This is a genomic window from Arthrobacter cupressi (assembly GCF_900099975.1).
Lineage (GTDB): Bacteria > Actinomycetota > Actinomycetes > Actinomycetales > Micrococcaceae > Arthrobacter > Arthrobacter cupressi.
The window spans coordinates 256,992-282,469 of the sequence record NZ_FNEI01000003.1; the positions used below are offsets into that span (position 1 = coordinate 256,992).

Consider the following 25,478-nt stretch of genomic DNA (forward strand, 5'->3'; position numbering starts at 1 on the left):
TCACCGGTGAATTGGCCGCCTGTGGATAACTTCTGCGGCGTTGCCGGGTTTCGGGTCATGCTAGGGGCATGGAAAATTCCAACGCCCCGCTGATTCCCGGCTATGAGGCGGTCCGTGAACTGGGACGCGGCGTCAGCGCTTCGGTCTGGCTCGCCGCCGGCAAGGACCACGGCCGGCAGGTCGCGGTCAAATGCTTCACCGGGGGAACCGGCGGAGGAGCCGGAGCGTTGTCCAACGCGGGGCGGGACGCGGAGGCCATGTCCGACCTGGAGCGGGAAGTCAGGATTCTCTCCCGGCTGCAGCACGAACACCTGTTGCGGCTGCACGGCGTTGTCCGGCTCGGCGGCGCTTTCGACGGCTTGCCCGGGCTGGTGATGGACTACGCCGCCGGCGGATCCCTCGGCCGCCTGGTCGGCGCGCGGAAGAGACTCGGCGTGGGGGAGACGGTTACCGTAATCACCCCGCTGGCCCGGACCCTTGCGTTCCTCCACCAAGAGGGCGTGGTGCACTCCGACGTGTCGCCCGGCAACGTCCTTTTCACCGCTCACGGCAAACCCCTGCTGGCAGATCTTGGCATCGCCCGGATGCTCGGCGACGCCGGCAGGGCGCCGCTCGCGGGAACGCCCGGCTTCAGCGACCCGGCGAACGCAGGCGCGCCCGGTGTCCTCCGACCCGAACGTGACTGCTTCTCGTTGGCCGCCCTTGCCTGGTACTGCCTGACCGGGATGCCTCCCGAGCGTTCTTCGCGGCGTCCGCCGCTCACACTGCTGGTGCCGGAGGTGCCCGCGGCATTGGCCACAGCGATTGAGGCCGGGCTGCAGGAAGACGCCGCCGCCCGTCCGACGGCCCTGGCCTTCGGTGCCGCCGTGTACCGCAGCGCCGCCGCCGTGCCGGTGGATCTCGCGGACGCGGTGGACAGCAGCGTTGTGCCGGAGCTCCTGACCCGGCGCCATCCGGTTCCGGGCAAGGCCGCCGCCCACCGTGCCCGGAGCAGGCTTCGCCTGGGTGTGCGCGGATCCGGCGCCGGCAGCGCCCCCGCAGGATCCCGGACACGGTCCCGAAACGGGTTCCGGCGGAAGGTCCTGGCGGTGGCAGGCGGCGGACTGGCCGTAGCGCTCCTGGTCGCCGGCGGGATCTGGGGGTCCGCGGCGCTCCGCGAACCGGCCGCCGGGACGCAGGGCGGGCGCACCCCGGCTCCTGCCGATGCCCCGGTCTCGTCCGAGCCCGTTCCCGCTCCTTCGGCCCGCGGTCCGCGCGACGGCCTCAGCGAGGTGGTCCAGGCGCAGCTGCGGTCCGGGCAACCCGAAGTTGCCATCAAGGGACTGTCCGCGGTCCGCGACACCGCACTGCGCACGGGAGAGCTGGAGCTGCTGGCCGACGTCAACGCCGAGGGCTCGCCGGCAGCGGCCGCTGACGCGAAGATCCGGGACCAGATGGAGAAGACGGGAGTGGTGCTGGCAGGCTTCACCACGACGCTGAAGGACATCCGGGTTTCGCGCCCCGCCGGGGATGGGGCTGCGGAGGTCACCGCCGTCGTCGAAACGTCCCGCTTCGAGGAACGCGATGCGTCCGGGAAGCTGGTCCGCTCCCGGGCCGCGGGGGCGCCGCAGCAGCTGCGGCTGGTGCTCTCAAAGGTCGACGGCGGCTGGCGGATCGCGGACATCCTCGCCGGCAGCACCTGAAAGGTCAGCCGGAACACCCGTCAGGCATGACGTGCGGCGCCGCCGCCGTCAGCGGAGCTCCGCGCCCACCCATGCTGCGGCGTCGGTCAGGGCCGCGTGCTGCCACCGGAAGCCGGCGTCGAGCAGCCGGGCCGGTTCCATGCGCTGGCTCGCCAGGACCAGTTCGTCCGCCAACCGGCCAAGCACCAGCCGCAGCGCGGGGGCGGGCACCCTGAAGAACGCCGGCCGATGCGCGGCGCGGGCGAGGGCGGCCACCAGCGCGTTGACGTCCGCGCTCTCCGGCGCGCAGACATTCACCGGTCCCTCCAGACCTGATCCGAGCAGGAACTCCAGGGCGGCAACCTCGTCGGGCAGCGTGATCCACGGCCAATACTGGCGTCCGTTGCCGAAAGGCCCGCCCAGGCCAAGCTTTAGCAGCGGGAGCAGCGGGCCCAGAGCGCCTCCCCGCGGGCTGAGCACAACCCCGGTCCGCGGCGTGACAACCCTGACGGTAGAAGGTGCCGTGTGGGCGGCCGCCTCCCATTCGACGCACAGCCTGGACAGCACGCCGGTACCCGGGCCGGAATCCTCCCGCAGCACGCCGGGGCGCGAACCGTAGTATCCGGACGCGGACTGGCTCAGGAACACCGGCGGCGGATCCTGCGCCCGGGACATGGCCGCCGTCAGGGTCTGGGTTGTCCTCAGCCGCGACGATGCCAACTCGCGCAGCCGCGCCTTCGTCCACCGCCGGTCGCCGATTCCGGCCCCCGAAAGATTGACCACCGCGCCGGCCCCGTCGAGGACCTCACCGTCCAGGACTCCGGCCGCCGGGTCCCAGAAGCGCTCGTCGGACGCTGAGGCGGGCCGCCGGACGAGGCGGACCACCTCATGCCCCTTGCCGCGGAGGCTTTCGGCCAGAGCAGATCCGATCAAACCCGATGCTCCGGAAATGACGATTCGCATGCCCTCATCACACCACGGCCCATCGTTTTCCGGCACCAAGGACGCAGTCCGGAAGCGAAGGATGCGGTTGACTATGATCGAACAATGACCTCTTCCAGTTACTTCCGTTTTCCGCATCTGCACGGCGATCTGGTCACCTTCGTGGCCGAGGACGACATCTGGATCGCCCCGCTCACCGGCGGACGTGCCTGGCGGGTGTCGGCCCAGCAAATGCCCGTCCGCAACCCGCGCTTCTCGCCGGACGGAAAGCACCTGGTCTGGACCACGACCGTCGGGACCGCGCCGGAAGTGGTGACGGCCGACGTCGACGGCGGAGCATACCGGCAGCTGACCTACTTCGGTCACAGCAGCACCCGGGTCAGGGGGTTCACCCCGGCGGGCGAGGTGCTGGTCACCAGCGCCTACCGCCAGTCCGAAAGCCGCCACAGCTACGCCTATGCGCTGCCACTGAACGGCGGTTCCGCCGTCGAGCTCCCGTTCGGGCCGGTGGAATCGGTGGCCTTCGGGCCCGAGGTGGGGGATGAACGGCCGGTGGTCCTGGCGAGCGTGCTGTCCAGGGAACCCGCCTGGTGGAAGAGGTACCGCGGCGGAACGGCCGGAAAGCTCTGGATCGACCGCGACGGCAACGGCGAATTCGAACGGCTGGTGCCCGAACTCAACGGCAACCTCACGGACCCGCTGTGGATCGACGGGCGCATCGCCTTCCTCTCCGACCACGAGGGCCACGGCAACCTGTATTCGGTGCTCCCGGACGGCAGCGGACTGCGCCGGCACACCGACCACGAAGACTTCTACGTACGCCACGCCGCGACGGACGGCACGCGCGTGGTGTTCGAATCCGCCGGTGAACTGTGGGTGCTGCCCGGGCTGTCAGAGAACGCCACGGCGGTCAAGCTGGACATCACCCTGGGCTCGGCCTCGCAGAACCGCCGCCCCGCGCCGCTGAAGGTCGGCGCCCATCTGGGGGAGGTCTTCCCGAACGCCGCCGGCACGGCCAGCGCCGTCGAAAGCCACGGGACCATCCACTGGCTCCGCCACAAGGACGGCCCCTCCCGCGTCATCGAAGCGACGCCGGGCGTGCGCGGCCGCCTGCCCCGGCCGCTGGGCAGCGGAAAGATCGCCTACGTGGCGGACCACGGCGGCGTCGAAGCCATCTACATCAAGGACATTGCCGCCCCGCTGCCCGTGCGTCCCGCCGCCGGGACTCCGGCGGAGGCGTCCAGCGACGTGCCCGCAGCGGAACCCGGCACGCAGCAGGCCGGCACTCAACAGACCGACGCCCAGGCGGCACTGCCGCGTCCGGTGTCGGCGGCAGCGGTCACCGGAAACGCCGGCGCGGACCGGGCCGGGGCCGCGGTACACGGCGACGGCACCGGTCACGACGAAGGCACCGGTCACGACGAAGGCACCGCGGCCGGCCAGGAAACCAACGACGGCGGAACCACCGCGGCCGGCGCGCCCGCGGAAACCCCCGCACCGGTCCGCCGCATTGATTTTCCGCGGCCCGCCCGGCCCAGCGCCCTCGAGGCGAGCCCCGACGGCCGCTGGCTCGCCGTCGGCACTGCTTTCGGTGACGTCTTCCTCGCCGACACCAGCAGCGGTTCCCTGGAATCCTTGGTGACGATCGGGGACGGCACCATCGAGGCCCTGGCCTGGTCGCCGGATTCGCAATGGCTTGCCTGGTCGGAACCGGTCACGTCCTTCGGCTCGCGCAGCAAGCTCCGCATGGCGAAGGTGGACGGAAGCAGCGGGATCATCGACATCACCGACGGCCGTTTCTGCGACGAATCCCCGGTGTTCACCCCGGACGGAAAATTCCTGGCGTTCCTGTCCAACCGCAGCTTCGACCCGGTGTACGACGGGCACGCCTTCGACCTTTCCTTTCCCAGCCCCATCAAGCCCTACCTGCTGGCCCTCGCCGCAGACACCCCGTCGCCCTTCGGCCCCGCCGTCGAACTGCTGGACGCCGGGCTGGAAACTACGGACCCGGCCTCCACCGCGTCCGGGCCGGCGGTCCCGGCGGTGCGGGTCGACGTCGACGGGCTGGCGTTCCGGGTGATCGGCGTGCCCGTCCCGCAGGGCAATTACTCGCGGCTGTCCGCTCCGGACGGGGCCCTCCTCTGGCTGGACACGCCGCTTTCCGGAGTCACCGGCGATGGCCGCGGCAGCCTGCAGGACAAGGCCCCGGCGCCGTCCCTGGTCCGCTACGAACTGGGCAAGCAGAAGCAGAGCACCCTGGTGCCGGCCCTCACCCGCTACCGGCTGTCGGCCGACGGCAAGAAGATCGTCTTCGTCCATGACAAGCAGCTCAGCGTGGCTCCCGCGGCGGCCAAAGCGGACGAGGAATCCGGCGAGCTCGTGAAAGTCGACCTGCAGCGCATCCGCGTGCTCCTGGAGCCGCTGGCCGTTTGGGGCCAGGCCTTCGACGAAGCATGGCGGTTGCAGCGGGACTTCTTCTGGACCGAGGACATGGCCGGGCAGGACTGGGACTCCGTGCACCGGCGGTACCGCCCGCTGGTGGACCGCCTCGGCTCGCACGACGACCTGGTGGACCTGCTGTGGGAACTGCACGGCGAACTGGGAACCTCGCACGCCTATGTGCGTCCCGCGGCCGTAGCGGAAGCCGGCAGCAACGGCCAGGGACGGCTGGGTGCCGACCTCGAGTACCGCGACGGCGGCTGGGAGATCACCCGGATCCTCTCCGGCGATTCCTCCGACCCGCTGGCCAACCCTCCGCTGAAGCGCCCCGGCGCCGACGCGAAGGAGGGCGACGTGCTGTTGGCGATCGACGGCGTCGCGCTTACCGCGGAGGTGACCCCGGCGAAGCAGTTGCTCGGCGCTGCCGGGCGGGCGGTGGAACTGACCCTGCGCAATGGGGCCGGCCACGGCGCCGCCGCCGGGGAGCAGCGCCGGATCGCCGTCGTCCCGCTGAAGGACGAGGAGCGGCTCCGCTACCAGGAATGGGTGCACGGCAACCGCCGTACGGTCCGCGAAGCGTCCAACGGCACCTTCGGGTACCTGCACGTGCCGGACATGATGGCCAACGGCTGGGCCCAGTTGCACCGGGACCTGGACACCGAAACAGCTCTCGATGGACTCATCGTCGACGTCCGCCGGAACCGCGGCGGCCACACCTCCCAGCTTGTGGCGGAGCTGATCGGCCGCAAGGTGACCGGCTGGAGCATGCCGCGGGGCGAGCGGCCGCGGACCTACCCGCACCACGCCCCGCGCGGCCCGGTGGTGATTCTCGCCGACGAGTTCGCAGGGTCCGACGGCGACATCATCACCCAGGTGTCCAAGCTGCGGGGAATCGGCCCGGTAATCGGCACCCGGACCTGGGGCGGCGTGGTCGGCATCGACAACCGCTTCACGCTGGCAGACGGCACCGGAGTCACCCAGCCGCGTTACGCCACCTGGTTCGGCGACGGGGTGGCGTGGAGCGTGGAGAACTTCGGCGTGGATCCGGACATCGAGGTGATCTTCCCGCCGCACGCCTATGCCGCCGGCACCGACCCGCAGCTGGAATACGGCATCGGCGCACTCAAGGAAATGATCCAGGAGCTTCCCACGGACCGGCCCCCTCTGCGCGAGGGCTACCGCTCGCTCCGTCCCGAACCGCTGCCGCCGCGGCCGTAAAGGTCCGCCGACGACTGAGGCCCTGGCCCTCCTTACGGAGGACCAGGGCCTCAGTGCCGTGCGGTTCCAGCAGCGGGTGCTGCCGGCCAGGGGCTCCTGCTAGTTGTCGAGCGTCGCGTCGAGGGTGATGTCGATGCTGGCCAGGGCGCCGGAGACGGGGCAGCCGGTCTTCGCTTCGCCGGCGATCCGCTGGAATTCCTCTTCCGTGATGCCGGGGATCTTCGCGGACATGGTGAGGTGGCTTCCGGTGATGCCGGTGCCGGGAACGAACGTGACGTCGGCCTTGGTCCGGACCTCTTCCGGGGCGTAGCCGGCACCTGCCAGTGCGTGGCTGAAGGCCATGGAGAAGCACGCGGAGTGGGCCGCTGCGATGAGTTCCTCCGGGCTGGTCTTGCCGCCGGACTGCTCGGTGCGCGCCTTCCAAGTGACGTCATAGGTGCCCAGGCCCGAGCTGTCGAAGCTGGTCTTGCCGGCGCCCTCGATCAGGTTGCCGTTCCAAACGGTGTGTGCGGTGCGTGTTGCTGCCATGTCCACTCCTCAGCGTCGTCGCGAATCGGCCTCCGGCGGGCGCCGGAGGCCATCATGCTCAATCCTAGGGATTCCAGGGCCGCGCCGCACAGGCTGTCCGCTGCGGGTGGAATATGACTCCGTTCCCTAGACTGTGCGCCATGGAGAACCTCATGGAAACGTCCCCCCGCCCGCGGATCGCCTCGATCATGATCAACGCGGTGGATGCCGGGCGGCTCGCGGAATTCTGGTCGGGGCTGCTGGAGCTGCCCGTTGCTGCGCGGCATGCGGAGTTCATCTGGTTGGAAGCGGCCGGTCCCGGGGCGCCCCAGGTGGCCTTCCAGCAGGTTAAGGCGCCGGCCCCGGGCAGGCGCCGGCTGCACCTGGATCTGCACCATCCCGAACCCGGCGCGCTGCGGCGCCGGGCGGAGTCCCTGGGCGCCGTGTTCGTGGAGGGGCATGACCTGGGCGATTTCCACTGGGACGTCATGCAGGACCCGGAAGGCAACGAGTTCTGCATCGCCGCGGACTGACTGACACCAGGGCTAAACGCGGGTCATACGCGAAAGGCCACCCCGCCGTCAGGGCGGGGTGGCCTTCCTGCTCCGGCAATCAGTTCCAGATGGTCGCGATGGCGATGTTGATCAGGGCGAGGCCGCCGACGCCGTGGGCCAGGCCGGTCGAGACGGGCTCGCCCTTCTTGGCTTTGCGCGAGCCGATGACGGCCAGCACGGCCACGGCAACGGCGATGGCGAACTTGATGCCGAGCTTGAAGTAGTTGGGGTGCATGTCCGGCATGAAGGGGATCAGTCCCATCATGGCGATGCCGGTAAGCAGCTGGAGGAATGCGCCGTCGCGCTGGCGCGGGTGGACGGTCGGTTCTTTGATGGTGGCGATCCAGTAGCCCACAATCATGGCCGCGCCGACGATGTGCAAGAAGACCAGAATGCTGTAGAGAATACCCATGGCTACAGCTTAGCGAGCACCTTCTACGTCCCGTAGCAAAGCCACGGCGTGAATCGGGAACAGAAAAAGCGGGCCGGTTCCGGTGGTTACGCACCCGAACCGGCCCGCTGTTGTCCTGGACCGTCGCCGCGGACTGACCTAGAGGCCCAGGTCCGCCTCGAAGGCACCCTCCTCAAGGCGCGCCTTCAGGGTCTGCAGGAAGCGTCCCGCGTCGGCGCCGTCCACCAGGCGGTGGTCGTAGGTCAGGGACAGGTACATCATGGAGCGGATGGCGATCGAGTCGTCACCGTTCTCATCGGAGACCACCACGGCACGCTTGACGATGGCGCCGGTGCCGAGGATGCCGACCTGCGGCTGGTTGATGATCGGGGTGTCGAACAGGGCGCCCACCGAACCGATGTTGGTGATGCTGAAGGTGCCGCCGGACAGTTCGTCCGGGCCGATCTTGCCGTCGCGGGTGCGGCCTGCGACGTCGGCGATCTTGCTGGCGAGGCCCGCAAGGTTCAGCTGGCCGGCGTCGGAGATGACCGGAACCAGCAGGCCCTTGTCGGTGTCGACGGCGATCGCCAGGTGTTCGGCGTTGTGGTAGGTGATTTCCTGCTTGTCTTCGTCGTAGGCAGCGTTCAGCTTCGGGTGCTGCTTGAGGGCCTCGGCGACGGCCTTGGCGATGAAGGGCAGGAAGGTCAGCTTGACGCCGTTCTCGGCCTGGAAGGAGTTCTTGGCCTTGAGGCGCAGCTTGGCGATCTTGGTCATGTCGACCTCGTGCACCTGCGTCAGCTGGGTGGAAACTTCCAGGGACTCGCGCATGCGGCGGGCAATGACCTGGCGGATGCGCGGAGCCTTCTCCACGGTGCCGCGCAGGGAGGAAGCCGCGACGGGTGCGGCGGCCTTCGGAGCTGCAGCAGCGGCCGGGGCAGCGGCGGGAGCAGCGGCCTTCTTGGCTTCGGCAGCGGCGAGGACGTCCTGCTTGCGGATGCGGCCGCCGACGCCGGTGCCGGTCACCGTGGCGATGTCCACACCGTTCTGGTTGGCGAGCTTGCGCACCAGCGGGGTGACGTAGGAGGAGGAATCAGCCGAGGACGGCGCGGCGGCAGGAGCCGGAGCGGCCGGAGCCGGAGCGGCAGCCGGAGCCTCGGCGGCGGGTGCCGGTGCAGCAGCGGGTGCCGGTGCAGCTTCGGCAGCGGGTGCCGGTGCAGCAGCTGCCGGGGCGGCCGGTGCGCCGGAACCGACGACGGCCAGGACCGAGCCGACCTCGGCGGTCTCGTCCTCGTTGACCCGGATCTCCAGCAGGGTGCCGGCGACCGGGGACGGGATTTCGGTGTCGACCTTGTCGGTGGAAACCTCGAGCAGCGGCTCGTCGACCTCGATGGTGTCGCCCACGGCCTTCAGCCAGCGGGTGACGGTGCCCTCGGTGACGCTTTCGCCCAGGGCCGGGAGGGTGACCTCGTGCCCTTCGGCAGCGGCGGGAGCCTCGGCGGCGGGAGCGGCGGCCGGTGCTTCCTGGGCGGGAGCTTCGTCGGCGGGGGCTGCGGGCGCCTCGGCTGCGGGGGCTTCCTCGGCTGCGGGGGCAGCTGCCGGTGCTTCCTCGGCGGCCGGAGCGGCGCCGTTGCCGATACGGACCAGGGGAGCGCCGACCTCTGCGGTCTCGTCCTCAGCGACGAGGATTTCCTCGATGATGCCTGCGATCGGAGAAGGGATTTCGGTGTCTACCTTGTCGGTGGAGACCTCGAGCAAGGGCTCGTCGACTTCCACGCGGTCACCGACCTGCTTGAGCCAGCGGGTGACGGTGCCTTCGGTGACGCTTTCACCGAGGGCGGGCAAGTTAACGGATTCAGACATGTCGTCCCCGTTCTCCTTATTGTTTTTTGTGCGGATGGGTTTTGCCTGTGTGCCCTGCGCCGGCAGTTCGTGCCGGCGCAGGGCGGCTGTCTGGTTGGCGGGGCTGTTAGCCGTGGAGCGGCTTGCCGGCCAGGGCGAGGTGCGCTTCGCCCAGGGCTTCGTTCTGCGTGGGGTGCGCGTGGATGAACTGGGCGACGTCCTCCGGGTAGGCCTCCCAGTTGACGATGAGCTGGGCTTCGCCGATCTGCTCGCCGATCCGGGAACCGATCATGTGCACGCCGACCACGGGGCCTTCCTTCTGGCGGACCACCTTCACGAGGCCGCCGGTGCCCAGGATGGAACTCTTGCCGTTGCCGGCCAGGTTGTATTCCTGGGTCTGGACCTGGTCGTCGCCGAACTTCTCCTTGGCGGCCTTCTCGGTGTAGCCGACCGTGGCGATTTCGGGCTCGCAGTAGGTGACCTTGGGGATGTTGATGTCTTCGACGATCACCGGGTTCAGGCCGGCGATCTCCTCGGCCAGGAAGATGCCCTGCTGGTAGCCGCGGTGAGCCAGCTGGACGCCCGGGACGATGTCGCCGACGGCATAGATGTTGCCGACGCCGGTGTGCAGGCGTTCGTTGGTGATGACGAAGCCGCGGTCGATCGTGATGCCCGCTTCCTCGTAGCCGAGGTTTGCGGTGACCGGGCCGCGGCCGACGGCCACGAGCAGCAGTTCCGCTTCGAAGGTCTGGCCGTCCACGAGGGTGACCTTGACGCCGTCGTCGTTCTGCTCTACGCCCTGGAAGAAGACGCCGGTGCTGAACTTGATGCCGCGCTTCTTGAAGGCACGCTCAAGGGTCTTGACGATTGCGGCGTCCTCGTTCGGAACCAGGGAGGGCAGGCCCTCAACGATGGTGACGTCCACGCCGAAGGACTTCCAGACGGAGGCGAACTCGACGCCGATCACGCCGCCGCCCAGGACGATGGCGCTCTTGGGGATATAGTCCAGGGTCAGCGCTTCGTCGGAGGTGATGACGCGGCCGCCGATTTCCAGGCCGGGGAGGGAACGGGAGTAGGAGCCCGTGGCCAGGACGATGTTCTTGCCCTTGTAGGCGGTGCCGTTCACCACGACGGTGTCGGTGCCCTGCAGCTTGCCCTCACCCTCGATGACGGTGATGCCCTTGGCCTTGATGAGTCCCTGGAGGCCCTTGAACTTGCCGGCGATGATGCCGTCCTTGTAGGCGTTGACAGCGTTGATGTCGATGCTGTCCAGGGTGACGTTCACGCCGTACTTGGCGGCATCGCGGGCGTGGTCGGCGAGTTCGGCCGAGTGTAGCAGCGCCTTGGTGGGGATACAGCCGTTGTGCAGGCAGGTACCGCCGAGTTTGCCCTTTTCAACGAGGCCGACGGTGAAGCCAAGCTGTACGGCACGCAGGGCCGTGGCGTAGCCGCCGCTGCCGCCACCGAGTACCAGGATGTCGAATTCTTGCGCAGTTGCCTGATCGGCCACTATGACGCTCCCTCGCGTGAGCGATGGCACGAGATCACGCGCCATCTGGTCTTGGAACAAGTTCTGCCGCGATTATGCCAGCACGAAAAGTTCTCTTGCATTTGTGACTACCGTGGTTCACCTTAGCGAACCACCTATTCATGCTCCACCCTCCGAAGGGGTTTTGGGTGGTGCTTGTGGCCAGACTCACGTCCGGCGGTGGGGCCGGTCATGGACCGGCCCCACCGGGGCTATGCCCCGGTCCCGGAAAGCAGGTCTTCGGCGTAGGCCACGAGGGTGCGGACAGTGCAGCCCGTTCCCTGTTTGGGGGTGTAGCCGTAGGGGCTTCCGTTATTGAAGGAGGGCCCGGCGATGTCGATGTGCGCCCAGGGGATCTGCTCGCCGCGGGCGTCCTTGCCGACGAATTCGCGGAGGAAGACGGCCGCCGTCATCATGCCGCCGTGGCGTTCGCCGATGTTGGCGATGTCCGCCACCTGGGAGTCCAGGCTGGGACGCAGTTCCTCGGGCAGCGGCATCGGCCAGACGAGCTCGCCTGCCCGGTCCGCGGCGGACTTCAGGGCGCCCGTGACGTCGTCGGAGCCCATGACGCCTGCCGTGCGGTTGCCGAGGGCGATCAGTTGGGCCCCGGTGAGGGTGGCGACGTCGATGATCGCGTCCGGCTGCTCCAGGCTCGCGGCAACCAGCCCGTCCGCCATGACCAGGCGGCCCTCGGCGTCGGTGTTCAGCACCTCAACGGTCTTGCCGCCGTAGACGGTAAGGACATCGGCCGGCCGCTGCGCGGCACCCGAGGGCATGTTCTCCGCGATGCAGAGCCAGGCGGTGGCCTTGACGGGCAGGCCGAGGCCGGCGATCGCGAGCACAGTATTAAGGACGACGGCGGCGCCCGCCATGTCGCTCTTCATGTCACCCATGCCGAGGGCGGGCTTGATGGAGATGCCGCCGGTGTCGAAGGTGATGCCCTTGCCCACCAGGGCGATCTTCCGGGTGGCCTTTGCGGGGGCGTATTCGACCTTGACCAGGCGCGGCTGGCGGGTCGACCCCTTGCCTACGCCAAGGATGCCGCCGAAGCCCTCTTTTTCCAGCCGCTTTTCGTCCCACACCGTCACCTTGACCGGCAGCCCCTTGGCGAGCTCCTTGGCGGCGTCGGCAAAGGACTCCGGGTACAGGTGGCTGGGCGGCTGGTTGACCAAGGTGCGGGTGGCGTTGACGGCGCGGCCCAGCACCAGGGCGCGGTCCAGTAGGGGCTGGGCTTCCTTGGCGTCAACTGCCGTGCGGATCAGGACCGAAGGCACCGGGTCCTTCAGTCCGTTCCGGCTGGAGCGGTGCTCGGTGTACGAGTAGGAGCCCAGCGCGGCACCTTCGGCGACGGCTGCGACGTCGGCGGCGTCCGCCGTCGGGAACGCGAGCGTCACGCTGCCGAGCCCGGCCAGTTGGCGGACCGCCGAGCCGGCGGCGCGGCGCAGGCTCTCGCCGCTGGCGCGTCCGTTGCCGTCGGGCTTGCCCGTGCCGGCGAGGACCAGCACGGGGGAGCCGGTTTCGGGAAGCCCGGGCAGACGGTGGACCTGGTCGCTGGCTCCCGTGATACCGAGGACCCCCAAGGTGTCGGCAAGGGCTTCGGCGGCCTTGGCGCTCAAGGGGTTGTCGAGCAGCGCGGGGCCGTCGGCCCCCTGTGCAACACCTATGACCAGTGCTTCACTGGGGGACTTCTTCAGGTCCTTGGCGATGATGCCAAGGGTGATGTCTGTAGTCTTCACCACGAGGATTCGTCCTCATCTCTCTTTGCATGGCTTGGCCGGGCAGCATGTCAGGCGCCCGGTTCCGGTCGCCCCCGGACCGTCTGATGGACGGGCCGGTAAGGCCTGGAGCCGCCGGGTCGGCACGTTTTGATCGTAGCCGCTCCGGCGCGGCGGGAAGCAATCAAATGAGACCTGCGGCACACGCGCCGCAGGAATGCGGCGCCGACGGCGGGCGTTGTACCGGATGAAGTTGTATTGATTGAAAGGATCCTGCCGTGTTTGAAGGTATCTCCGGCTCACTCCTTGACCCTGAGTCCCTGTACGCGGGCAACATCGGGCTCTTCCACAGCCCCGAACTCAAGGGCCTGAACATGCTGGTGGGCTTCACCGGATTCGCCGACGCCGGGCATGTGGTCCGGCAGGTCAACGCCGAACTGCTGGACGCCCTCGACGCCGAAACCATGGCGGTGTTCGACGCCGACCAACTGATCGACTACCGGAGCCGCCGGCCCCAGATCAGTTTCGTGGAGGACCACCTTGAGGACTACAAGGCGCCGGTCCTGGCCCTGTACCGGCTCTACGATGGGCTCGGCCAGCCCTTCCTGCTGCTCGCCGGCTTCGAGCCTGACCTGCAGTGGGAGCGGTTCGCGCGTGCGGTCCTCGGGATCGTGGAAACCCTGCAGGTCAAGCTCGTCACCTGGATCCACTCCATTCCCATGCCGGTGCCGCACACCCGTCCGCTGGGTGTCACCGTGCACGGCAACCGGCCCGAACTGGTGGAGGGTATCTCCACGTGGAAGCCGACCGTCGACGTTCCCGCCGCCGTCGGGCATGTCCTGGAGTACCGGCTCAGCGAGGCCGGGCACCCTGTTGCCGGGTACGTCATCCACGTTCCGCACTACCTGGCCGACGCGGAATACCCGCCGGCCGCCGTGGCTGCCCTGGAGTACCTCGGCGCGGCCACCGCGCTGATGCTTCCGACGGACCGCCTGCGGGAAGCCGGCCGGGAGGTCGGCCGCCAGATCGCCGAACAGGTCGAGGCGTCGGAGGAAGTACGGCAGGTGGTGGCCAACCTCGAGAGCCGCTATGACGACAAAGCCGAAGGGCAGGTCCGCCGCTCGCTGCTGGCGGATGAGAACGACGAACTGCCCGACGCCGACGAACTCGGTGCCGCGGTCGAGGCCTACCTCGCCCGCAAGGATGTCCGGCCCTGAGGGTTCTGAAACCTGTGCCTTCTTAAATCTGCTTTCTGGGTCTTCTTGGGGATAATTGAACGGTGAATGCACCCCGCGCCTGGCTTATCTGGACGATCGGGGTGCTCGCCTATCTTGTGGCTGTGGCGCAGCGCACCTCCTTTGGCGTCTCCGGGCTCGAAGCTACCGAACGCTTCCACGCCGGCGCCGCAGCTGTCTCCTTCTTTACTGTGCTCCAGCTGCTGGTGTACGCCGGCCTGCAGATTCCGGTGGGCATCCTCGTCGACCGCTTCGGCTCCCGAGTGATGATCGCCGGCGGCGCCGTGCTGATGGGCCTGGGCCAGTTGGAGCTGGCGTTCGCCGATTCGATCAGCGCCGGCGTCTTCGGCCGTGTCCTCGTGGGTGCGGGCGACGCCATGACCTTTATCTCCGTGATCCGGCTGATCCCCCTGTGGTTCGCCCCGCTCCGCGCCCCGCTGGTCACCCAGCTGACCGGAATGAGCGGCCAGCTGGGCCAAGTGATCAGCGTGGTGCCGTTCGCGCTGGTGCTGCACTCCGCCGGCTGGACCCCCGCCTACCTGATGCTGGCCTCCTTCTCCGCACTCGCCGTCGTGCTGGTGCTGGCGATGCTGCGCGACACCCCGCCGGGCCACCCGCCGCGCGACGGCAGCCAGGGCCTGAGGGCCACTGGCGTGAGCTTGGCACGGGCCTGGCGCCAGCCGGGCACGCGGCTTGGCTTGTGGAGCCATTTCACCGTGCAGTTCTGCGGGACGGTTTTCGCGATGTCCTGGGGGTATCCCTTCCTGGTGTCGGCACAGGGGACTGGTCCCGGGGTGGCTTCCGCCCTGATGGGACTCTATGTGCTGGTCGGCATGGTCGCGGGACCCTTCTTTGGCAGCTTCGTGGCCAAGCACCCCATGCGCCGCTCTGCGATGGTCCTCCTCATTTCCGCGGCCACGGCCCTGACGTGGGCCGCGGTGCTCGCCTGGCCCGGCAAGGCGCCGCTGTGGCTGCTGGCCCTGCTCGCCGCGGTACTTGCCGTGGGTGGTCCGAGCTCGATGATCGGCTTCGACTTCGCGCGCACCTTCAACCCGCAGCACCGGATCGGCACGGCCACGGGAATTGTGAACGTGGGTGGCTTTGTCGCCGCGCTCCTCACCATCTACCTCGTGGGCCTCGTCCTGGACCTCCTCAACGCCTCGGGATTCTCTGGCGGGAACCTCTACGGCCTGGACCCCTTCCGGATCGCCCTGAGTGTCCAATTCGTCTTCCTGCTCCTCGGCGGCGTGCTCATCGTGCTCGTCCGGCGGAAAGTGCTGCGCCAGATGGCCGCCCAGGGCATCCATGTCAGGCCACTGCCGGAAGTCCTGGCCGAGCGCTTCCGGGAACGGCGCCGGCGCGGCCGGGACCTCGACGGTAAGCAGGACAGCACCGTCCACTGACGGTGCAAGTGCTCCTCCACAAAGCCCCTGTTCGACGGCGCTGTCCACATAGCGGCACCGGGCCCTGCCGCGGTGCCGGGCCGCTGCCGAAGCTGGGTTCATGACGAATGAACGCATGACCATCTCCCGCCCCGAGGACATCCTTGGCTACATTCCGCACGCCCTCGGCCTCTGGCCGGAGGAGAGCCTGGTGGCCTTGACCCTTCAGGGCAAGACCCTCGGTGCCACGCTCCGCGCGGACCTGCCACCGGATTCCCGTCCGTCCAGGCTTGCGGCCTTCGCCGGAAAGATCGGGGAGTACCTGGCCGCGGACAGCTCCGCCGACGGCGCACTGCTGGTGGTGTACTCCGGCTCCGGCTGGGAGGACGGCACCGCCGGGGAACGGCACCGGCCGCTGTTCCGGTGCCTCGAAGAGATGCTCGCCGCGGGCGGACTGGTCCTGCGGGACGCGTGGCTGGTGGGACCGGGGCATTGGCGCGGTGCGTTCTGCGAGGATCCCGCGTGCTGCCCGTGGCCGGGACATCCTGTCGAAAAGATCCACGACAGCCGGCTCAACGCCGAGATGGTGTTCCGGGGCAGCAGCGTTGCGCCGGCCGTGTCGGCCGATCCGCCGTCCGCACCCTACGCCGGGCCGGCGGACCCGGGCCTCGAGGAGGAAGAAGCCGCCGCCCTGGAGCGGTTCGGTGAACTGTGGCGGGACCGGACCTCCCTGGGAACGATGCTCGACGCGTGGCTGCGCGTTCTCGACCGCGCGGATGGGGCGCCGGCACTGGGAACCGCTTCGGCAGCCTTTCTCCGGGCGAGCCTGCGCATCCCGGCCTGGCGGGACGCCGTGGCGGTCGGCGCGGCAGCCGGCCGGGACACGGCGTGCGCCGGCGCCGAGGCCTTCGGTTTCTTCCGCGGCGGGATCAGGCGCGGGTTGCAGCTTCCGGACGAACTGGCATGCGTGCCCGGCGCCGCGGAGCACGCGGACGCGACGGAGCAAACGGACGCACCGGCCCCGGAGCGGGGAAGCGTCTCTTTCCAGGCGCGAGGGGGCAACGCGGCAAAGACCCGGGCCCGCAAGGACCCGGCCGCGCTGCTGCGTTACGGCGACGTGCTGCTCGGCCTGCACCCGGCGGTACCCGACTGGAAACGGCTCGACGCCCTGGAGCGGGTGCTCGGGGAGCTTGCGGCGCGCGGAGGCGGGGAGGCCAGGGCTGCCGCCCTCACCCTCCGCGGCTGGATCCAGTGGTGCCGGGGGAGCGGGTCCCTCGCCGATGCCCTGCTGTCCCAGGCGGAGGCCGAGCATCCGGGCTACCGGCTGGCCGCGCTGCTGATGGAACTCGTGCACCGCGGCACCCTTTGCGGCTGGGCGCGAAACCGGGCTGCTGCGTGGCGCCGCTTCGGCGGGACGGCGGCCTGAACACCGCAACAGTCGGGCAATTCGCGACCAACGGGCAAAAGCGTGAGACAATGTAGGCCGAGACCCGGTTGGGTCCGTGTTTCAAGTGCCCGGGGCGCTCCCTGATTCAGGGAACATTTCGGCGGCGCCAGCAGTTTTACTCAGTGACTCTGCAGACGCCGATCGCACTTGATGTTGATCGCGGACTTGACAGGGTCATAGTGGTGTTGCCCCCATGGTGATTCCACAGACCGCCGCTAGAAAGGTTTTCTGTGACCCCGTCTCCCGCCGAGAAGGAACCCGCCGCCCAGGCTGAACTGACCGCCGAAGAAACGAAGGCGGCCGCAACTGCCAAGCGTGCGGCAACACGTGCCGGCAAGGCTTCAGACGCAGAGAAGCCGGCCCCCAAGAAGCGTGGGCCCAAGCCCGGAGCCAAGGCAGCTGCCGAGGCAACCGGAGAATCCGAGGACTCCGAGGAGCTCGAAGAGGACTTCGACCCCGCAGCTCCCGAGGAAGCAGAACTCGGCGAGGAGGTGGAAGAAGACGAGAAGAAGCCCGCGGGCACCGGTTCCGGCTTCGTCTACTCTGACGCCGACGACGATGACGCCCCGGTCCAGCAGGTCATGTCCGCAGGCGCCACCGCGGACCCCGTCAAGGACTACCTGAAGCAGATCGGCAAGGTCGCACTGCTGAACGCCGAACAGGAAGTCGACCTCGCGCTCCGCATTGAGGCCGGCCTGTTCGCCGAAGAGAAGATCAATGCCGACGACGGCTCGATGGACCCCAAGCTCAAGCGCGAGCTGGAGTTCATCATCCACGACGGCAAGCGCGCCAAGAACCACCTCCTCGAGGCCAACCTGCGCCTCGTCGTCTCCCTGGCCAAGCGCTACACCGGCCGCGGCATGCTCTTCCTGGACCTGATCCAGGAAGGCAACCTGGGCCTGATCCGCGCCGTCGAAAAGTTCGACTACACCAAGGGCTTCAAGTTCTCCACGTACGCCACCTGGTGGATCCGGCAGGCCATCACGCGCGCCATGGCCGACCAGGCACGCACCATCCGCATCCCGGTGCACATGGTGGAAGTCATCAACAAGCTCGCCCGCGTCCAGCGGCAGATGCTGCAGGATCTCGGCCGCGAACCCACGCCGGAAGAATTGGCCCTGGAACTGGACATGACCCCTGAAAAGGTCGTCGAAGTCCAGAAGTACGGCCGCGAGCCGATCTCGCTGCACACCCCGCTGGGTGAAGACGGCGACTCCGAGTTCGGTGACCTCATCGAAGACTCCGAGGCCGTGGTTCCCGCCGACGCCGTGAGCTTCACCCTGCTGCAGGAACAGCTGCACTCCGTCCTGGACACGCTGTCCGAACGTGAAGCAGGCGTCGTGGCCATGCGCTTCGGCCTGACCGACGGCCAGCCGAAGACTTTAGACGAAATCGGCAAGGTCTACGGCGTGACCCGCGAACGCATCCGCCAGATCGAATCGAAGACGATGTCCAAGCTGCGCCACCCGTCGCGCTCCCAGGTCCTGCGCGACTACCTGGACTAGGACACTGGACCAGGACACCGGAACCAGGACAGAAACGGGCGTGGCCCCTCCGGATGGAGGGGCCACGCCCGTTTCATGTTCGCGCCGCCGGCAGTCCGTGCGGCCGAAGGCCTGCAGCTTAGTCGGCCGGGACGGCTTCCTTTTCGTGCAGGCGGGACGTCTCGTCGTGCCATTCAGAGGTCAGGGGACGGAGAGTCGCTTCCACTGCGCGTGCGTGGTGCCCGCAGAAGAGGAGCTCGCCACCGGAGGTCTCGAGTACAACGCGGACATACGCCTGGGCTCCGCAACGATCGCACCGGTCAGCAGCAGTAAGCGTGCGGTCTGCAACAGCTGTTGTCATGGTCGGCCTCCTTAGATAGTTCTGTAGATCCATATAAGCAGCCGAAGGTACCGATTTAGGGCAAGAAAGGCTCAACTTTCGCTCAGCGCGTATCACATGTGCGTAACACCACCCGGGAGGCCGCACCTTCCGGGTGTGGCAAAACCGCCTCAATGGACGGCTGCCGCTAGCCTAGAAGAAGTCCTTTTTCCCCGCCGCCCAGCCCTACCCGAAGGAGCGCCCCGCCCGTGGCCCCGAGCTCTGAATACACCGCCCGGCATCTCTCGGTCCTCGAAGGACTCGAAGCCGTCCGCAAACGCCCGGGCATGTACATCGGCTCCACGGACTCCCGCGGCCTCATGCACTGCCTGTGGGAAATCATCGACAACTCGGTCGACGAGGCCCTCGCCGGGTTCGGCCACGACATCAAGGTGATCCTGCACGCGGACAACTCCGTGGAAATCCACGATGACGGCCGCGGCATCCCGGTGGACGTCGAACCAAAGACCGGGCTCAGCGGCGTCGAGGTCGTCTTCACCAAACTGCACGCGGGAGGCAAGTTCGGCGGCGGCTCCTACACGGCCTCCGGCGGCCTGCACGGCGTGGGCGCGTCCGTGGTCAACGCCCTTTCCAGCCGCCTCGACGCCCAGGTGGACCGCGGCGGCAAGACGTACCAGATGTCCTTCCGCCGCGGCGAACCCGGACGCTTCAAGGACAGCGGGTCCAAGCTGAGCCCCACCGCGCCGTTCGAACCGTTCGTCGAAAACTCCGTGCTCGACGTCGTCGGCAAGGCGAAGCGCGGCGTCACCGGCACCCGCATCCGCTACTGGGCAGACCGCCAGATCTTCACCCCGGACGCCCGGTTCACCTATGAGGACCTCGCCGCCCGCGCCCGCCAGACCTCCTTCCTTATCCCGGGGCTGAAGATCACGGTGCGCGACGAGCGGCGCCTGCCCGGGACTCCCGGTGAGGACGGGCCGCACGAGGAGGTCTTCCACCACGACGGCGGCATCTCGGAGTTCGTCGACTTCCTCGCCGCCGATGCGCCGGTGACGGACGTCTGGCGCCTCCACGGGGCAGGCAAGTTCAAGGAAACCGTGCCGGTCCTGGACGAAAACGGCCACAGCACCATCGCCGACGTCGAACGCGACTGCGAAGTGGACGTCGCCCTGCGCTGGGGGATCGGTTACGACACCACGGTGCGCAGCTTCGTGAACATCATTTCCACGCCGAAGGGCGGCACCCACCAGGCCGGCTTCGAGCAGGCCCTCCTGAAGACCTTCCGCAAGGCCGTCGAATCCAACGCCCGCAAGCTCAAGGCGGGCAACGACAAGATCGAAAAGGATGACATCCTGGCCGGTCTCACCGCCGTGCTCACGGTGCGCCTGGCCGAGCCCCAGTTCGAAGGCCAGACCAAGGAAATCCTGGGCACCTCGGCCGTGCGTTCGATCGTCGCGAAGGTGGTGGAGCAGGAAATCACGGCCCGCCTGAACTCCAGCAACCGCAACGACAAGGCGCAGTCCACGCTGCTGCTCGAGAAGATCGTCAGCGAGATGAAATCGCGCATCTCCGCGCGGGTCCACAAGGAGACCCAGCGCCGGAAGAATGCCCTGGAAACCTCCTCGATGCCCACTAAGCTCGCGGATTGCCGCACGGACGACGTCGCACGTTCGGAACTGTTCATCGTGGAAGGCGACTCGGCGCTCGGCACCGCCAAGCTGGCCCGGTCCTCGGACTTCCAGGCGCTGCTGCCCATCCGCGGCAAGATCCTGAACGTCCAGAAGGCCTCGGTGGGGGACATGCTTTCGAACGCCGAATGCGCCGCGCTCATCCAGGTGGTCGGCGCCGGCTCCGGGCGCAGCTTCGACATCGACGCCGCCCGTTACGGCAAGGTGATCCTGATGACCGACGCCGACGTCGACGGCGCGCACATCCGCACGCTGCTGCTCACCCTGTTCTTCCGGTACATGCGGCCCATGGTCGAGGCCGGGCGGGTTTTCGCCGCCGTGCCGCCGCTGCACCGTGTGGAGGTCATCAACCCCGGCCAGAAGGCCAACGAGATGATCTACACCTATTCCGAGGCCGAACTGCACGCACTGCTCGCGAAGCTCGCCAAGGACGGCAAGCGCTACAAGGAGCCGATCCAGCGCTACAAGGGCCTCGGCGAAATGGACGCGCAGCAGCTGGCCGAGACCACCATGGACCCGCGGCACCGCACGCTGCGGAAGGTCGGGATCGAGCACCTGGAACAGGCCGAACAGGTCTTCGACCTCCTGATGGGTTCGGATGTGGCCCCTCGCAAGGAATTCATCATCGACGGCGCCGCCCGCCTGGACCGGGAACGCATCGACGCCTGATCTCCGGGCGGACATGTCCCGCGGGAGGTGTCAGCCGAGCAGGCCCGGCACGATCAGCAATGCCGTGGGGGCCGCCAGCAGCAGGGCCGACGCCGCCAGCACCATGGCGCGGTAGGCCGGCTTGAGCGGCGGCTCCGGTGAGAGCAGCCGGCTGACGCGGGACGCCGTCGTGCGCGGTGAATCGGCGCCGCCGGTCGCACTGAAACTACCGGTTGTACTGAAGCCGCCCGTCACGGACCCCTCCCCGCCGGCCGGCCGGGCGGCGGACACGGAGGGGGCCTGCCCGCCGGCCACCAGGGCGATGGCCTTGATCAGTGTCGCCTTGCTTTCGCTGCGGAGCGCGACGTCGTCGGCCAGCATTTCAATTAGCGAGTTCACGGCAAGCTGGGCGTACCGGGTAGTCGGAAACCAGGGGAGCGCCTGGCGCCAGGCGGCGAAGGCCCAGAGCAGGAGATCGTGGCGCTGGCTCAGGTGGGCGTTTTCGTGGATCAGTACCGCACGCAGCTCTGCCGGTTCAAGCCGCGCCATCAGTCCGTCGGAGAGGACAGTGACGGAGCGGGCACCGCCGGGCAAGCAGTAGGCCACGGGGGAGTCGTGGTTGATGACCACAGTGCCCGGACCGTCCGAGGAAGGCGAGGCCAGCAGGGCGAGCAGTTCCCGGTGGCGGCGGCGCTGGCGCTCGATCTTGACGTAGGTCAGCAGCAGGGTGAACACCAGGTGCGCGCTGAGCAGGGCAGCCGCGGAGAGCGCGAACAGGTGCCAGAAGCCGAGTGCCGTGGTGGGCTGGTTCAGGAACACCATGCCGGCCAGGGCGCGAAGGCCGGCGATCAGGTTGTCGCCGATCGGCTCAAGTCCGTAGATCAGCATGGCGCCGATCATCGAGAGGCCACCGGCAAGGGCGATGGCCTGCCACAGCACCATCGCGGTGAAGGGGGCCCGGGCCGGCCAGGCGGCGCGGGAAAGGAGGACAGGTACCGGCCAGGCCAGCACCAGAGCAAGGACCGCCAGAAAGTATGAGGTCCAGAACATGGGAGCTAGAGTTCGCCGAGCAGTTTGCGCAGCGTGGCGGCTTCACTTTCGGTGACGGAACCAATGAAACGGGCCAGCACGGCTTCGCGGTCCGGCGCGGAGCCCAGCACCTCGTGCATGAGTTCCGCGGTGTGGTCTTCCCTGCTGGAAACAGCCTGGTAGCGGTGCGGCCGGGTGCCGCGTTCGCGCTCCACAAGGCCCTTCTTTTCGAGCCGGGACAGGACAGTCAGGACGGTGGTGACTGCGAGGTCCTTGCCTTGGTGGCCGGCCCTTCCGCCCCCGGCCTCCGAATCACGGGCCAGCAGGTCACGCAGCGTGTTGGCGGTTGCCGCCTCCTGGCCTGCCCAGAGCAGGTCCATGACTGCCCGTTCGAGTTCGCCAAGACTAGCCATCAATCCATCCCTGCTTTCCGCAACCCGTGGCCGATCGGGCCATGCGGGGTACGACGATCCAACATTCCAGTACCAAATCTAGCGCCTTTTTGCCCGCGCTTCTACGTGAAGTAGAACATACGGCGTGGCGCACCCTTGCGGCGCCCCGGTGCCGCTGGAAAAGTGGGGCGCAGCGGGCGCGGTTTGTTCCCCGCAAATTTGTTCTACACTGTGTAGAACAAATGGTTTTCTACGAAACGTAGAAGAAGCAGGCCGCACTGCGGGCAGCCGGACAAAGGACAGCCATGGACGCCTTGGAAATCGCACGCTGGCAATTCGGGATCACCACCGTCTACCACTTCATGATGGTTCCCCTGACGATCGGCCTGGGCCTCGTCGTCGCCATCATCCAGACTCTTTGGTACCGCACGGGCAGGCCCGAATACCTGCGGATGACCAAGTTCTGGGGCAAGCTCTTCCTGATCAACTTCATCATGGGCGTGGCCACCGGCATCGTCCAGGAATTCCAGTTCGGCATGGCCTGGAGCGAATACAGCCGCTTCGTGGGCGATGTCTTCGGCGCCCCGCTGGCGCTGGAAGCGCTGCTGGCGTTCTTCGTGGAGTCCACCTTCCTGGGCCTGTGGATCTTCGGCTGGAAGCAGCTCAAGCGCGGCGTTCACCTGGCCTGCCTGTGGATCGCCGTCATCGGCTCGCTGTTCTCGGCCTACTTCATCATCGTGGCGAACTCCTGGATGCAGCATCCGGTGGGCGTGGAGATGATCGACGGCCGGCCCGTGATGACCGACGCCTGGGCTGTCTTTACCAACAACACCGCCCTCGTGGCCGTCCCGCACACGCTTTTCGGCGCCCTCGGCGTGGCCGGGGCGTTCCTGCTGGGCATCGCCTGGTACCACTTGTGGCGGCGCCGGCATGACGGCATCGACACCGTCGGCGCGGACGGCCGCCTCATCCCCGGCGAAGCCGCGATCCCCGGCCGCGACAAGGCCGACTACACGGTCTGGATGCGATCGCTGCGGATCGGCGCCGTCGTTGCGATGATCTCCTTCGCCGGCACCGCGCTGACCGGTGACCTGCAGGGCAAGCTCATGTTCGAGCAGCAGCCCATGAAGATGGCCGCCGCGGAAGCCGCCTGCCATGACGGCACGGGCTTCTCGGTGCTGAGCGTGGGCAACCTGGGCGGCAAGAACTGCGACGACATCGTGGCCGTGATCGAGGTCCCCGGCATCCTGTCCTACCTGGCCAAGGGCGACTTCACCACCGAGGTCAAGGGCGTGAACAGCCTCCTGCCCGAATACCAGGAAAAGTACGGCACCCATCTGCCGGACAACCCGCTCTACGGCGACCGTGCCGGAACCGAAATCCAGTACGTCCCGGTCATGGAAGTGACCTACTGGGGTTTCCGCATGATGATCGGCTTCGGCGGACTCGCCGCCTTCGCCGCCCTGCTGGCCCTGTGGGTCACGCGCAAGGGCACGGTGCCGCAGTCGCGCTGGCTGATGCGACTGGCGGTCTTCGGCATCCTGGCACCGTTCGGCGCGAACTCCGCCGGCTGGATCTTCACCGAAATGGGCCGCCAGCCCTTTGTCGTGGCGCCGAACCCGGACATGAACGGGATCGACCAGGTGTTCATGTTCACCGCCGCCGCCGTGTCCCCGGGCGTCTCCGCCGGGGAGCTGCTCACCTCCCTGGTTGTCCTGACCGCCATCTACGCCGTGCTGCTGGTGGTCGAGGTCCGGCTGCTGGTCAAATACGTCCGCGGCGGCGTAGTCTCCGCCATGCCCGAACTCGCGCACGCCGCCACGCGTGAGGGCGCGAAGGCCCGCGCGGACAAGCACACGAAGGACAAGGACGACGGCGGGACCCCGCCGTCCGCGGGCGGCGATGACGTGCTGGCCTTCGCCTACTAGGAACTGCAGAGGACTTACGGACATGGAACTGTTGCCCACTATCTGGTTCATCGCGATCGCCGTCCTGTGGACCGGCTACCTCTTCCTGGAAGGCTTCGACCTCGGCGTCGGGATGCTCATGAAGCTCTTCGCCCGCAACGACACCGAACGCCGCGTACTGCTCAACACCATCGGCCCGGTCTGGGACGGCAACGAGGTCTGGCTGCTCACCGCCGGCGGCGCCACCTTCGCGGCCTTCCCGCTCTGGTACGCCTCCCTGTTCTCGGCCCTGTACCTGCCGCTGTTGCTGGTCCTGGTGGCCCTGATCTTCCGCGCCGTGGCCTTCGAGTACCGGGGCAAGGTGGATTCCGAACGCTGGCGCAACGGCTGGGACTGGGCCATCGCACTGGGTTCCTTCTTCGCCGCCTTCGGCGTGGGCGCCGCGCTGGCGCTGACCACCACCGGGCTTCCGCTGGACGCCAACGGCGACCGGGACGGCGGCCCCTTCGCCTGGTTCAACGGATACGCGGTGCTGGGCGGACTCGCCGTCGTTGTATTCGCCCTGGTGCACGCGCTGGCCTTCTTGGCGCTGAAGAGCGACGGCGAGGTGCGGCACCGTGCCCGCGCCGCCTTTGTGCGCTGGGTCCCGCTCGCGGCACTGCCGATGCTCGCCTGGTCCGTCGCCGTGCAGCTGATCGCCGGCAAGCCCTGGACGTGGGCGCTGGCCGCCGTCGCCGTCTGCGCCGTGGCCGCTGCCTGGTGGCTGGCGTCCCGGGGCCGCGAAGGCCGGCCGTTCATGGCGCTCGCGCTGTTCATCGCGGCCGCCGCGGCCTCGATCTTCGGCGCGGCCTACCCGGTGGTCCTGCCCTCCACGCTGGACCCGGCCTTCAACCTGACGGTGGCGAACGCCTCCTCTTCGGACTACACACTGGGTCTGATGAGCATCGTGGCCGCCTTCGGGTTGCCGCTGGTGATCGCCTACCAGGCCTGGACCTACTGGGTGTTCCGCCGCCGGGTCAGCACCGACGTGATCCCCGCTGCCCACGGCTTCCTTCCGGCCATCGCTTCCAAGGTGCTCGCGGGAACGGACGGCGCCGCTGCGGGGGATGCCGGGAAGGCCGGCCGGTAACGG

At 68.2% G+C, this 25,478-nt stretch carries 19 protein-coding genes; 10 read left to right on the top strand and 9 right to left on the bottom strand.

The annotated features are described in order from the left end of the window. The first annotated feature begins 68 nt into the window (after positions 1-68). On the top strand, positions 69-1,682 hold the full coding sequence (locus BLP88_RS05385; protein ID WP_074587522.1) for a serine/threonine protein kinase: 1,614 nt from the start codon (positions 69-71) through the stop codon (positions 1,680-1,682). A 48-nt stretch (positions 1,683-1,730) separates the two neighbouring features. Here BLP88_RS05385 and BLP88_RS05390 read toward each other — a convergent pair whose 3' ends face one another. Continuing rightward, complete coding sequence (locus tag BLP88_RS05390; RefSeq protein ID WP_074587524.1) at positions 1,731-2,624, bottom strand: TIGR01777 family oxidoreductase; 894 nt, start codon at positions 2,622-2,624, stop codon at positions 1,731-1,733. 84 nt (positions 2,625-2,708) lie between these two features. Here BLP88_RS05390 and BLP88_RS05395 point away from each other — a divergent pair, with 84 nt between their 5' ends. Beyond that, complete coding sequence (locus BLP88_RS05395) at positions 2,709-6,260, top strand: S41 family peptidase (RefSeq protein WP_074587525.1); 3,552 nt, start codon at positions 2,709-2,711, stop codon at positions 6,258-6,260. Between the two features lie 99 nt (positions 6,261-6,359). Here BLP88_RS05395 and BLP88_RS05400 read toward each other — a convergent pair whose 3' ends face one another. Beyond that, the gene (locus tag BLP88_RS05400) at positions 6,360-6,788 is read right to left on the bottom strand and encodes an OsmC family protein (protein WP_074587526.1); all 429 of its coding nucleotides are present in this window, start codon (positions 6,786-6,788) and stop codon (positions 6,360-6,362) included. A gap of 140 nt (positions 6,789-6,928) precedes the next feature. On the opposite strand from BLP88_RS05400, the gene BLP88_RS05405 reads away from it, so the two are divergent. Continuing rightward, positions 6,929-7,300: a VOC family protein gene (locus BLP88_RS05405; protein WP_139163312.1), complete on the top strand. Its 372-nt coding sequence runs from the start codon at positions 6,929-6,931 to the stop codon at positions 7,298-7,300. Between the two features lie 79 nt (positions 7,301-7,379). On the opposite strand, the gene BLP88_RS05410 is transcribed toward BLP88_RS05405, so the two are convergent. The 4 genes from BLP88_RS05410 to BLP88_RS05425 all read right to left on the bottom strand — a co-directional run bounded on the left by BLP88_RS05410 (position 7,380) and on the right by BLP88_RS05425 (position 12,818). After that, a complete protein-coding gene (locus tag BLP88_RS05410; RefSeq protein ID WP_074587527.1) occupies positions 7,380-7,733 on the bottom strand; it encodes a hypothetical protein in 354 nt (117 codons plus the stop codon). Positions 7,734-7,871: 138 nt separating this feature from the next. Further along, on the bottom strand, positions 7,872-9,572 hold the full coding sequence (gene sucB / locus BLP88_RS05415; protein WP_074587529.1) for a 2-oxoglutarate dehydrogenase, E2 component, dihydrolipoamide succinyltransferase: 1,701 nt from the start codon (positions 9,570-9,572) through the stop codon (positions 7,872-7,874). A 106-nt stretch (positions 9,573-9,678) separates the two neighbouring features. After that, complete coding sequence (gene lpdA / locus BLP88_RS05420) at positions 9,679-11,061, bottom strand: dihydrolipoyl dehydrogenase (RefSeq protein WP_074587530.1); 1,383 nt, start codon at positions 11,059-11,061, stop codon at positions 9,679-9,681. Between the two features lie 230 nt (positions 11,062-11,291). Then, positions 11,292-12,818 carry a leucyl aminopeptidase gene (locus tag BLP88_RS05425; RefSeq protein WP_074587531.1) on the bottom strand — a complete coding sequence of 509 codons (1,527 nt, stop codon included), beginning with the start codon at positions 12,816-12,818 and terminating at the stop codon, positions 11,292-11,294. 254 nt (positions 12,819-13,072) lie between these two features. Between BLP88_RS05425 and BLP88_RS05430 the strand changes: the two genes are divergently transcribed. The 4 genes from BLP88_RS05430 (at position 13,073) to BLP88_RS05445 (ending at position 18,363) form a co-directional block, all read left to right on the top strand. Then, positions 13,073-14,011 carry a proteasome assembly chaperone family protein gene (locus tag BLP88_RS05430; RefSeq protein WP_074587533.1) on the top strand — a complete coding sequence of 313 codons (939 nt, stop codon included), beginning with the start codon at positions 13,073-13,075 and terminating at the stop codon, positions 14,009-14,011. A gap of 62 nt (positions 14,012-14,073) precedes the next feature. After that, positions 14,074-15,432: an MFS transporter gene (locus tag BLP88_RS05435; RefSeq protein ID WP_074587534.1), complete on the top strand. Its 1,359-nt coding sequence runs from the start codon at positions 14,074-14,076 to the stop codon at positions 15,430-15,432. A 100-nt stretch (positions 15,433-15,532) separates the two neighbouring features. Then, on the top strand, positions 15,533-16,837 hold the full coding sequence (locus BLP88_RS05440; RefSeq protein ID WP_074587536.1) for a DUF4192 domain-containing protein: 1,305 nt from the start codon (positions 15,533-15,535) through the stop codon (positions 16,835-16,837). A 251-nt stretch (positions 16,838-17,088) separates the two neighbouring features. After that, entirely contained in the window at positions 17,089-18,363 is a 1,275-nt protein-coding gene (locus BLP88_RS05445; RefSeq protein ID WP_074587538.1) for an RNA polymerase sigma factor, read from the top strand. A 118-nt stretch (positions 18,364-18,481) separates the two neighbouring features. Here the strand turns inward: BLP88_RS05445 and BLP88_RS05450 are convergent, their stop codons facing one another. After that, positions 18,482-18,703, bottom strand: coding sequence for a DUF7455 domain-containing protein (locus tag BLP88_RS05450; protein WP_074587539.1), 222 nt, complete (start codon positions 18,701-18,703; stop codon positions 18,482-18,484). Between the two features lie 227 nt (positions 18,704-18,930). On the opposite strand from BLP88_RS05450, the gene BLP88_RS05455 reads away from it, so the two are divergent. Then, positions 18,931-21,039: a DNA gyrase/topoisomerase IV subunit B gene (locus tag BLP88_RS05455; protein ID WP_074587541.1), complete on the top strand. Its 2,109-nt coding sequence runs from the start codon at positions 18,931-18,933 to the stop codon at positions 21,037-21,039. A 30-nt stretch (positions 21,040-21,069) separates the two neighbouring features. Here the strand turns inward: BLP88_RS05455 and BLP88_RS05460 are convergent, their stop codons facing one another. After that, entirely contained in the window at positions 21,070-22,068 is a 999-nt protein-coding gene (locus BLP88_RS05460; RefSeq protein ID WP_074587543.1) for a M56 family metallopeptidase, read from the bottom strand. 5 nt (positions 22,069-22,073) lie between these two features. Next, positions 22,074-22,460 carry a BlaI/MecI/CopY family transcriptional regulator gene (locus BLP88_RS05465; protein WP_074587545.1) on the bottom strand — a complete coding sequence of 129 codons (387 nt, stop codon included), beginning with the start codon at positions 22,458-22,460 and terminating at the stop codon, positions 22,074-22,076. A 284-nt stretch (positions 22,461-22,744) separates the two neighbouring features. On the opposite strand from BLP88_RS05465, the gene BLP88_RS05470 reads away from it, so the two are divergent. Then, positions 22,745-24,367 carry a cytochrome ubiquinol oxidase subunit I gene (locus tag BLP88_RS05470; RefSeq protein ID WP_074587547.1) on the top strand — a complete coding sequence of 541 codons (1,623 nt, stop codon included), beginning with the start codon at positions 22,745-22,747 and terminating at the stop codon, positions 24,365-24,367. Positions 24,368-24,389: 22 nt separating this feature from the next. Further along, positions 24,390-25,475, top strand: a complete 1,086-nt coding sequence (gene cydB / locus BLP88_RS05475) for a cytochrome d ubiquinol oxidase subunit II (RefSeq protein WP_074587548.1) — start codon at positions 24,390-24,392, stop codon at positions 25,473-25,475. Positions 25,476-25,478: the final 3 nt, after the last annotated feature.

Bases quoted from the DNA above. Each gene is read 5' to 3' on its own strand.
- BLP88_RS05385 (WP_074587522.1), top strand. From the start codon at position 69: ATGGAAAATTCCAACGCCCCGCTGATTCCCGGCTATGAGGCGGTCCGT.
- BLP88_RS05390 (WP_074587524.1), bottom strand. From the start codon at position 2,624: ATGCGAATCGTCATTTCCGGAGCATCGGGTTTGATCGGATCTGCTCTG.
- BLP88_RS05395 (WP_074587525.1), top strand. From the start codon at position 2,709: ATGACCTCTTCCAGTTACTTCCGTTTTCCGCATCTGCACGGCGATCTG.
- BLP88_RS05400 (WP_074587526.1), bottom strand. From the start codon at position 6,788: ATGGCAGCAACACGCACCGCACACACCGTTTGGAACGGCAACCTGATC.
- BLP88_RS05405 (WP_139163312.1), top strand. From the start codon at position 6,929: ATGGAGAACCTCATGGAAACGTCCCCCCGCCCGCGGATCGCCTCGATC.
- BLP88_RS05410 (WP_074587527.1), bottom strand. From the start codon at position 7,733: ATGGGTATTCTCTACAGCATTCTGGTCTTCTTGCACATCGTCGGCGCG.
- sucB (WP_074587529.1), bottom strand. From the start codon at position 9,572: ATGTCTGAATCCGTTAACTTGCCCGCCCTCGGTGAAAGCGTCACCGAA.
- BLP88_RS05440 (WP_074587536.1), top strand. From the start codon at position 15,533: ATGACGAATGAACGCATGACCATCTCCCGCCCCGAGGACATCCTTGGC.
- BLP88_RS05450 (WP_074587539.1), bottom strand. From the start codon at position 18,703: ATGACAACAGCTGTTGCAGACCGCACGCTTACTGCTGCTGACCGGTGC.
- BLP88_RS05460 (WP_074587543.1), bottom strand. From the start codon at position 22,068: ATGTTCTGGACCTCATACTTTCTGGCGGTCCTTGCTCTGGTGCTGGCC.
- BLP88_RS05465 (WP_074587545.1), bottom strand. From the start codon at position 22,460: ATGGCTAGTCTTGGCGAACTCGAACGGGCAGTCATGGACCTGCTCTGG.
- BLP88_RS05470 (WP_074587547.1), top strand. From the start codon at position 22,745: ATGGACGCCTTGGAAATCGCACGCTGGCAATTCGGGATCACCACCGTC.
- cydB (WP_074587548.1), top strand. From the start codon at position 24,390: ATGGAACTGTTGCCCACTATCTGGTTCATCGCGATCGCCGTCCTGTGG.